The sequence below is a fragment of the Mesorhizobium sp. M7A.F.Ca.CA.002.04.1.1 genome (genome assembly GCF_004022805.1).
GTDB classification, from domain to species: domain Bacteria; phylum Pseudomonadota; class Alphaproteobacteria; order Rhizobiales; family Rhizobiaceae; genus Mesorhizobium; species Mesorhizobium ciceri.
On the sequence record NZ_RZPL01000263.1, the window covers coordinates 1 to 7,023 of the forward strand.

Annotated in this window: 8 protein-coding genes; 2 read left to right on the forward strand and 6 right to left on the reverse strand. The window is 63.2% G+C overall.

The annotated features are described in order from the left end of the window. Positions 1-105 precede the first annotated feature (105 nt). Genes ENZ75_RS15510 through ENZ75_RS15525 form a run of 4 tightly spaced genes read right to left on the reverse strand, consistent with a single transcriptional unit; the run spans position 106 to position 4,092 of the window. On the reverse strand, positions 106-1,407 hold the full coding sequence (locus ENZ75_RS15510) for a cytosine deaminase (RefSeq protein WP_013531129.1): 1,302 nt from the start codon (positions 1,405-1,407) through the stop codon (positions 106-108). 3 nt (positions 1,408-1,410) lie between these two features. After that, positions 1,411-2,262 (reverse strand): ABC transporter permease, encoded by an 852-nt coding sequence (locus tag ENZ75_RS15515; protein WP_063168223.1) that lies wholly within the window; start codon positions 2,260-2,262, stop codon positions 1,411-1,413. Continuing rightward, on the reverse strand, positions 2,249-3,076 hold the full coding sequence (locus ENZ75_RS15520; RefSeq protein ID WP_063168224.1) for an ABC transporter ATP-binding protein: 828 nt from the start codon (positions 3,074-3,076) through the stop codon (positions 2,249-2,251). The genes ENZ75_RS15515 and ENZ75_RS15520 overlap by 14 nt, the downstream gene beginning before the upstream one ends. An 11-nt stretch (positions 3,077-3,087) precedes the next feature. After that, entirely contained in the window at positions 3,088-4,092 is a 1,005-nt protein-coding gene (locus ENZ75_RS15525; RefSeq protein ID WP_013531126.1) for an ABC transporter substrate-binding protein, read from the reverse strand. A gap of 264 nt (positions 4,093-4,356) precedes the next feature. Between ENZ75_RS15525 and ENZ75_RS15530 the strand changes: the two genes are divergently transcribed. Both ENZ75_RS15530 and ENZ75_RS15535 read left to right on the forward strand, forming a co-directional pair. After that, positions 4,357-4,740, forward strand: a complete 384-nt coding sequence (locus ENZ75_RS15530; RefSeq protein WP_024501344.1) for a RidA family protein — start codon at positions 4,357-4,359, stop codon at positions 4,738-4,740. Between the two features lie 54 nt (positions 4,741-4,794). Beyond that, positions 4,795-5,598 (forward strand): creatininase family protein, encoded by an 804-nt coding sequence (locus ENZ75_RS15535; RefSeq protein WP_063168225.1) that lies wholly within the window; start codon positions 4,795-4,797, stop codon positions 5,596-5,598. Positions 5,599-5,701: 103 nt separating this feature from the next. On the opposite strand, the gene ENZ75_RS15540 is transcribed toward ENZ75_RS15535, so the two are convergent. Then, complete coding sequence (locus tag ENZ75_RS15540; protein ID WP_063168226.1) at positions 5,702-6,211, reverse strand: tyrosine phosphatase family protein; 510 nt, start codon at positions 6,209-6,211, stop codon at positions 5,702-5,704. After that, on the reverse strand, positions 6,208-7,023 hold an 816-nt coding region (locus tag ENZ75_RS15545; RefSeq protein WP_164887837.1), incomplete at its 5' end, for an aminotransferase class I/II-fold pyridoxal phosphate-dependent enzyme. The genes ENZ75_RS15540 and ENZ75_RS15545, both read right to left, overlap by 4 nt.

Genomic DNA, 7,023 nt, shown 5'->3' on the forward strand with positions numbered 1-7,023 from the left:
GCACCGGGCTGTACCAGTAGAAGTCACGGCTCTTCTGCTGGACGATGGCCGGATTGTCGTCGACCTTCAGGCCTTCGAGATCGCGTTTGAGCGCCGAAACATCCATCATTCCACCATCAGTTCGTCGAGTTCGGCATAATCTGGCAATTGGCGGTCGATCGCCTTGCCGCCGCGCACCACGATGCGATCCGATTCGGGCCGCGACAGCAATTCCGTCCAGCTTCGGCCTTTGAACACGATGAAATCGGCATCACCGCCGGCAGCCAGCGTGCCGAAGCCATCAAACCGCATCACCTTGGCCGGCGTCGCGGTGACCGCTTGCGGCCAGTCGGCGACCGGATGATCGAAATGCAGGATGCGCGTCGCCATGCGGTAGACCTCCAGCATGTCGAGATCGCCATAGGCATAGAAGGGATCACGCGTGTTGTCGGAAGCAACCGCCACCGGAATGCCCCTCGCCTTCATCTCGTGCAGCAGCGTCACGCCACGCCAGCGTGGCGTGGTGCCGTCGGCGCGCCGGTCCTGCAGATAGAGATTGCACATCGGCAGCGAGACGACGGCGAGCCCCGCTTTCGCCACCTTGTCCAGCGTGTCGAGCACGTCGAGATCCGGCTGGCGCGCCAGCGAGCAGCAATGGCCGACGAGGATCTTTCCTTCGAAACCGTTCCACAGAGCGGCCTCGGCGATCTTCTTCAGCGATATGGCGGAAATGTCGTTGGTCTCGTCGGCATGGAAATCGAGATCGAGGCCATGCTTGATGGCCTGCGCGAAGACGTGATCGAGCAGCTCTTCGAGGTCCGGCGCCATATAGGTGACGACACCGAGCACGCCCTTTGCCGCGGCAACCCTCTTTGCCAGCCTGTCGAACCACTTTTTGTTGCGCACGCCTTCGACGCCGAGCAGGCAGGCGCCCTGCAACTCGATGCGGCCGCGCCATTCCTCGCGCATCGCCTCGAACGCCGGCCAGGAGATTTCCTCCTGCGGCGCGACGCTGTCGATGTGGGTGCGCAGCGCCCTTGTGCCATGGGCGTAGGCGCAGCGCAGCGAGAAATCCATCCGCCGCGCCAAATCCTCGGCGCTCCAGCGTGCCACACGATCGGCATCGGCGGCATTCAGCGCGCCCATGAACGTGCCGTCGGGATTGGGCTTTCGCGGCCAGATATGGCCCTTGTCGATATGCGTGTGGCAGTCGACGAAGCACGGCAGCACGATGCGACCGCCGAGATCGACGGCGTCGGCAGACGCTTTCAATCGGCCATGCGCGGCGATGTTGGAAATCTTGCCGTCGGCGACAGTGACGTCGGCAAGCGCGAAGCCATCGCTATCGGGGACAGCAGCGAGCCCCGGTGTCAGGGACGCGTGAAGCCTGACGTTGGTAAGCCGGTATGAACCAGTGTTGGGAATCAAGGCCTAGCGCTCCTGCTTCAGCGCGCTTTCATGCCAGCGCCGCAAGATGAGATGCGATATCAGCGACAGCACGAGGAAGATCAAAATGCCGGTCAGCGAGATCAGGAACAGCGCCGCGAACAGCCGCGGCGCGTTGAGCCGGTAGCCGGCCTCGATGATGCGCGAGGCAAGGCCGGACGACTGGCCGGTGGTACCGGCAACGAACTCGGCCACCACGGCGCCGATCAGCGACAGGCCGCCGGCGATCTTCAACCCGCCGAGGAAATAGGGCATCGCCGCCGGCAGCCTGAGATAGCGCAATTGCTGCCAGCGCGTCGCGCCGTTGAGCTTGAACATATCGCGCAGATTGCGGTCGACGGAGTTGAGGCCAAGCGTGGTGTTGGACAGGATCGGAAAGAAGGCGACGATCCAGGCGCACAGCAGAAGCTTGGTCGTCTGGTCGTTCACATAGATGTTGATCAGCGGAAAGATCGCCACGATCGGCGTCACCTGCAGCACGATGGCGAAGGGGAAGAACGACATCTCGACCCATTTCGACTGCGCGAACAGCACCGCCAGCCCGACCCCGCCTATGACCGCCAGAGCCAAGCTGAGAAAGGTGATGCGCAAGGTGACCAGCAGCGAGGAAAACAGCAGGCCGGCATCGTTGTAGAGCGTCCACAGCACCACGCCGGGACGCGGCAGGATGTATTGCGGGATCTCGTTCCACACGCAGATGCGATCCCACAGCCAGATCGCCAGGATCATGATCGCCAGCGGCAGCACCCAGCGGCCGATCCGTTCGAACCGCGCCTGGCGCACGCGGCGTGCTTCCTCGGGGTCGAGTTCGAGCACGCGCTCGTCAATGGCCGTCATAATGCGCGCCTGCTGTTGAGTTGATGGCCTTGACCAGCACGTCGGAAGCCTGACGGCACAGTGCCGCATAGTCTGGCGAGGTGCGAAACGCCTCGTCGCGCGGATAGGAGGCCTCGATGGCGAGTTCGTCGAACACCCTGCCCGGCCGCGCCGCCATGACGACGACGCGGTTGGACAGGAACACGCTTTCGAAGACACTGTGGGTGACGAAGACGACGGTGAACCGTTCGTCCTGCCACAGTTCCAGGAGATCGTTGTTGAGCTTGAAGCGGGTGATCTCGTCGAGTGCCGCGAACGGTTCGTCCATCAGCAGCACGCGCGGTTTGGTCACCATGGCGCGCGCTATGGATACGCGCATCTTCATGCCGCCTGACAGTTCGCGCGGCACCGCGTTTTCGAAGCCGGTCAGGTGAACCCGCGCCAACATCTCCGTTACCGCCGGTGTCGCCTTGGCGTGCGAAATGCCTTTCAGCCGAAGCGGTAGCCAGACATTGTCGAAAACATTGGCCCAAGGCAGCAGCGTCGGCTCCTGGAAGACGAAGCCGATGTTCGAGCGGTCGAGCGAGCCGCCACCGCGCCAATCGAGCACGCCGGAAGTTGGCGTCGACAGGCCGGCGATCAGCCGCAGCGCCGTCGACTTGCCGCAACCCGACGGCCCGAGCAGGCTGACGAAATCGCCTTCCCGGATGGTCAGGTCGACGTCGCTGAGCGCCGTCACGCCGTTGGAGAACACCTTGCCGACGCCCTTCAGCGCCAGGAGCGTCGGGGCCGCACCCGACGCAGCCGGCGCTTGCGCCACTTTTTCCCTTATCATTCCGGGGCGGCCTATTTCTTCAGCTCGAGCCCGACGCCTTTGTTGATGAAGGTCAGCGTGTAGGCCTTCTTGATGTCGATGCCGGCTGGCGTGACCTTAGCCTTTACCATCTTGTCGTAGAAACTCTTGATCCGCGCGTCGGTCATGGCGCCGATGCCGAGCTTTTCGGTGTCGCCGGAATCGGCCAGGCCGAACTTCTTCATCTGCTCGATCGAGAACGCGATCTGCTCGTCGCTCATGTCGGGATTGTCTTTCTTGATCATGTCGTTGGCGGCTTTGTTGTCGCCGTAGAGATATTTGTACCAGCCCTTGGCCGAGCCATCGACGAAGCACTGGACCACCTCCGGCTTCTTGTCGATCGTGTCCTGCATCACTTCGATCGTCGTCGAATATGTGTCCCAGCCATAGTCGGCGAGCAGGAACTGGTTCGGCACGAAGCCGCCTTCCTTCTGGACCGCGAACGGCTCTGAGGTGACGTAGCCCTGCTGGATCGACTTCTTGTTGGCGAGGAAGGGAGCGGTGTTGTAGGTGTAGGGCGCGCGTTTGGAGGCGTCGAAGCCGAGTTCGATGACCATCCACTGGAAGAAGGTCTGCACGCCCTCGTCGCCCAATATGTACTGGTCGGCGTTCTTCAGGTCCTCCCATTTGTCGAGCCCCTCGCCGGGGTGGGACATGATGACCTGCGGGTCCTTCTGGAAATCCGCCGCCACCACGCGCATCGGTATGCCTTGCTGGACCGCATCGAAGGCCGACAGCAGATTGCCGCCCATGTAGAAATCGATCTTGCCGGCCAGCAGCATCGGCCGGCCGCTGACTTGCGGACCGCCCTGCATGATGGTGACGTCGAGGCCGCAGGCGGCGTAGGTGCCGTCCGCCACGGACTGGTAATATCCGCCATGTTCCGGCTCGGCCAACCAGTTGGTGCCGAAGGTGACTTTCTCATTCGCAGCCGCACCCAGCGTGCTGGCTGCAAGCAGGGCCACAACCGCCACCGAGATCTTCTGTTTTCCGTACATCGACACCACCCTCTGTTTGCTCCGGCGCGCCACGCGCCAGGCTCGACACCAAAGATTCAAGAAGCAAGACACATGCCACCGGCGTCTGGCGCCGGGACCGCCCGCTTGAAAGACGTTGCCATGCCAAGCGCGAACGGGTCATGCTGTACGGAAGGCATCGTGCCTATTTTTTGAACGGCTGTCCACAATCGCCCGGGCAACATGCACCGCCATCTTGAAGGTGTAATGAGTCCGGCTTTAGGTGGCGGCATCCAGGAGATTGCCATGTTCAAATTCCTCACCCCGAAGTCCATCAAGCCGCCCTTTGCCCGCTACAGTCACGGCGTCGAGGTGCCGGCCGGCAAGCGGCTTGTGCTGTGCTCGGGCCAGGTCGCCATCACCGCCGACGACCTGATTCCCGAAGACGCCGGAGCGCAGGCCGAACTCTGCTTTCAAAACATCGCGGCGATTCTCGGCGAAGCCGGCCTGGGTCTCAGGGATATCGTGCGCATCAACGCCTATGTCACCGACCGCGCGCATCTGCGGCCCTATATGGACGTCCGCGACCGGCTGTTTTCGAGCCCCGCGCCAGCGTCGACATTGATGATTGTTTCCGGCTTTGCCCGGCCCGAATTCAAGGTCGAAATCGAGGCCATCGCGGCGGGGTGATCGACAGGCCGCCCGTCCCGCGCTAGGTCTGCCTGACCATTGAAGAGGCATGACATGACCGTACCCAAAAGACGCGTGTGGTGGGGCGACTACCGGACCACCGAATACGCCTCGATCGATCCCGAGGCGACCATCGCCGTGCTGCCAGTGGCGGCGATCGAGCAGCATGGGCCGCATCTGCCTGTTTCGACCGACACGTCGATCATGAACGGCATGCTCGACACGGTCATTTCGCGCCTGCCCGACGATCTCGACATCCGCATCCTGCCGGTGCAGGCCGTGGGCAAATCCAACGAACACCTGCATGCGCCGGGCACCCTCACTCTGCCGGCAACCACGCTGATCGAAGCCTGGACCGAGCTTGGCCTGTCGATCGCGCGCGCCGGTGTGCGCAAGCTGATCGTGGTCAATTCGCATGGCGGCAACGAGGAGATCATGGGCATCGTCACGCGCGAATTGCGCGTGCGCGAAAAGATGCTGGCGGTGAAGACCAGCTGGCAGCGTTTTGGCCGTCCGGCCGGCATGTATACCGAACTGGAGGACCGTCACGGCATCCATGGCGGCGATGTCGAGACCTCGCTGATGCTGCATTTCCGGCCGGACCTCGTGGACATGGGCAAATCAGACAATTTCGTTTCCAATGTCGCCAAGGCCGAAAAGGAATTTTCGCTGCTGCGCCACACCGGCACCCACGCCTTCGCCTGGATCGCCAGCGATCTCAACCCGAACGGCGTCGTCGGCGACGCCAGCATCGCGACGGCGGAGAAGGGCCGGCTGACGGCAGAATATCAGGCCGACGGCTTCATCAGCCTGCTGCAAGATGTGCGCAAGGCGAAGCTCGCGGAGTGGTTGACGTAGCCTCCAAACCAGTGGCAAGCGCTGTCATCGCTATTCCAGATCCTCTTGAACAAACGAGGCGATGGAGGAGGCGGATCAGACGAACAACGATATGGGGGCAAAGCTAGCTGTCGATCCTCAGCGCAAAGGGCGTGCCTTCAAAGGCGTCCGCGCCGCGCCCGATCGATTCGATCGCCTCGACCATGCGGCCGTTGCGCTCAAGCAACGCATCGGCCACGGCGATCAGTCGCGGATTGGGCGTTGCCGAAGGCGACAGCGCCCGCAGCGTCCGCGCCAATTCGGCCTCGTCACGCTTCGGCGCCAGTGCTGCCGCGATGATATAGGCCGAAGCCGTCGAGCGGCTGATGCCGGCATAGCAATGCACGAGCATCGGCCTTGCCCGGTCCCACCGGCGCGCGAAATCGAGCAGATTGCGGACATGGTCTTCGCCCGGCATGGTCATGCCGTCCTGCGCCACCGCGATGTCGTGCATGACCAGATGCAGGTGGTTTTCCCTCGAGATCGAGGCCGGCCGCACCACCTCCGTTCCGGCGGCGAGCAGCGAAAGCATGCGGTCGGCGCCGGTCCTGGCCACCGTTTCCTCGATCTTTGCAAGCGAGCAGACATGGATCATCGTTTTGAACCCTTCGATTGATGCTTGCGCCGCGACGCCCACTCGGCAAGTGCGGATTCGAGCCGCTGCCATTCCTCCTCACTGCCCGGCAGGCCGGCGCGCAGAACGTCAGGCCGGTCGGCAAAATGGCGAAGCAGGATGCCGCGCTCGCCGAGCGCTGCAAACAAATCGGCGGCATTGGTCAGACTGAGGAAACGATACAGTGTGGTTCCGCCCGCAACAGGAACGCCGAAGCGGCTGAAAAGCGCATCGAGACGCGCCGATTCACCGGCCAACGACGCCCGCATCACGTCCTGCCACCCGATGTCGGCAAGCGCGCGGATGCCATATTCCAGCGCCGGGCCGGCGACGGCCCATGGTCCGAACTGCGTATCCAGCCGGTCGACCGTCGCAGTATCGGAAAGTGCAAAGCCGAGCCGCAGCCCGGCCAGGCCAAAGAACTTGCCGAACGAGCGCAGCACGACGAGGCCGCCCCGACCGACATCGCCCGCGACGCTGTGCTGACGCGGGCCGACATCCATGAACGCCTCGTCGACGACCAGCAGTCCGCCCTTGGCGCGCAATCCGGCGGCCAGAGCCAGCAACCGGTCGCGCTCTATGACACGTCCATCCGGATTGTTCGGATTGACGATGATGACGAGGTCGGCGTCCGCCAACGCTTCGAAATTATCGACCTCCGCCACCTGGTGCCCGGCGATCGCGGCAGCGCGGGCATGTTCGGCGTAGGTCGGACCCAGCACCAACGCCTTGCCGGGCGAAATGAGCGACGCAACGCGCGGCAACAGGATCTGCGTGCCCGGCGCCGCCACGAC

Bases quoted from the DNA above. Each gene is read 5' to 3' on its own strand.
- ENZ75_RS15515 (WP_063168223.1), bottom strand. From the start codon at position 2,262: ATGACGGCCATTGACGAGCGCGTGCTCGAACTCGACCCCGAGGAAGCA.
- ENZ75_RS15520 (WP_063168224.1), bottom strand. From the start codon at position 3,076: ATGATAAGGGAAAAAGTGGCGCAAGCGCCGGCTGCGTCGGGTGCGGCC.
- ENZ75_RS15525 (WP_013531126.1), bottom strand. From the start codon at position 4,092: ATGTACGGAAAACAGAAGATCTCGGTGGCGGTTGTGGCCCTGCTTGCA.
- ENZ75_RS15530 (WP_024501344.1), top strand. From the start codon at position 4,357: ATGTTCAAATTCCTCACCCCGAAGTCCATCAAGCCGCCCTTTGCCCGC.
- ENZ75_RS15535 (WP_063168225.1), top strand. From the start codon at position 4,795: ATGACCGTACCCAAAAGACGCGTGTGGTGGGGCGACTACCGGACCACC.
- ENZ75_RS15540 (WP_063168226.1), bottom strand. From the start codon at position 6,211: ATGATCCATGTCTGCTCGCTTGCAAAGATCGAGGAAACGGTGGCCAGG.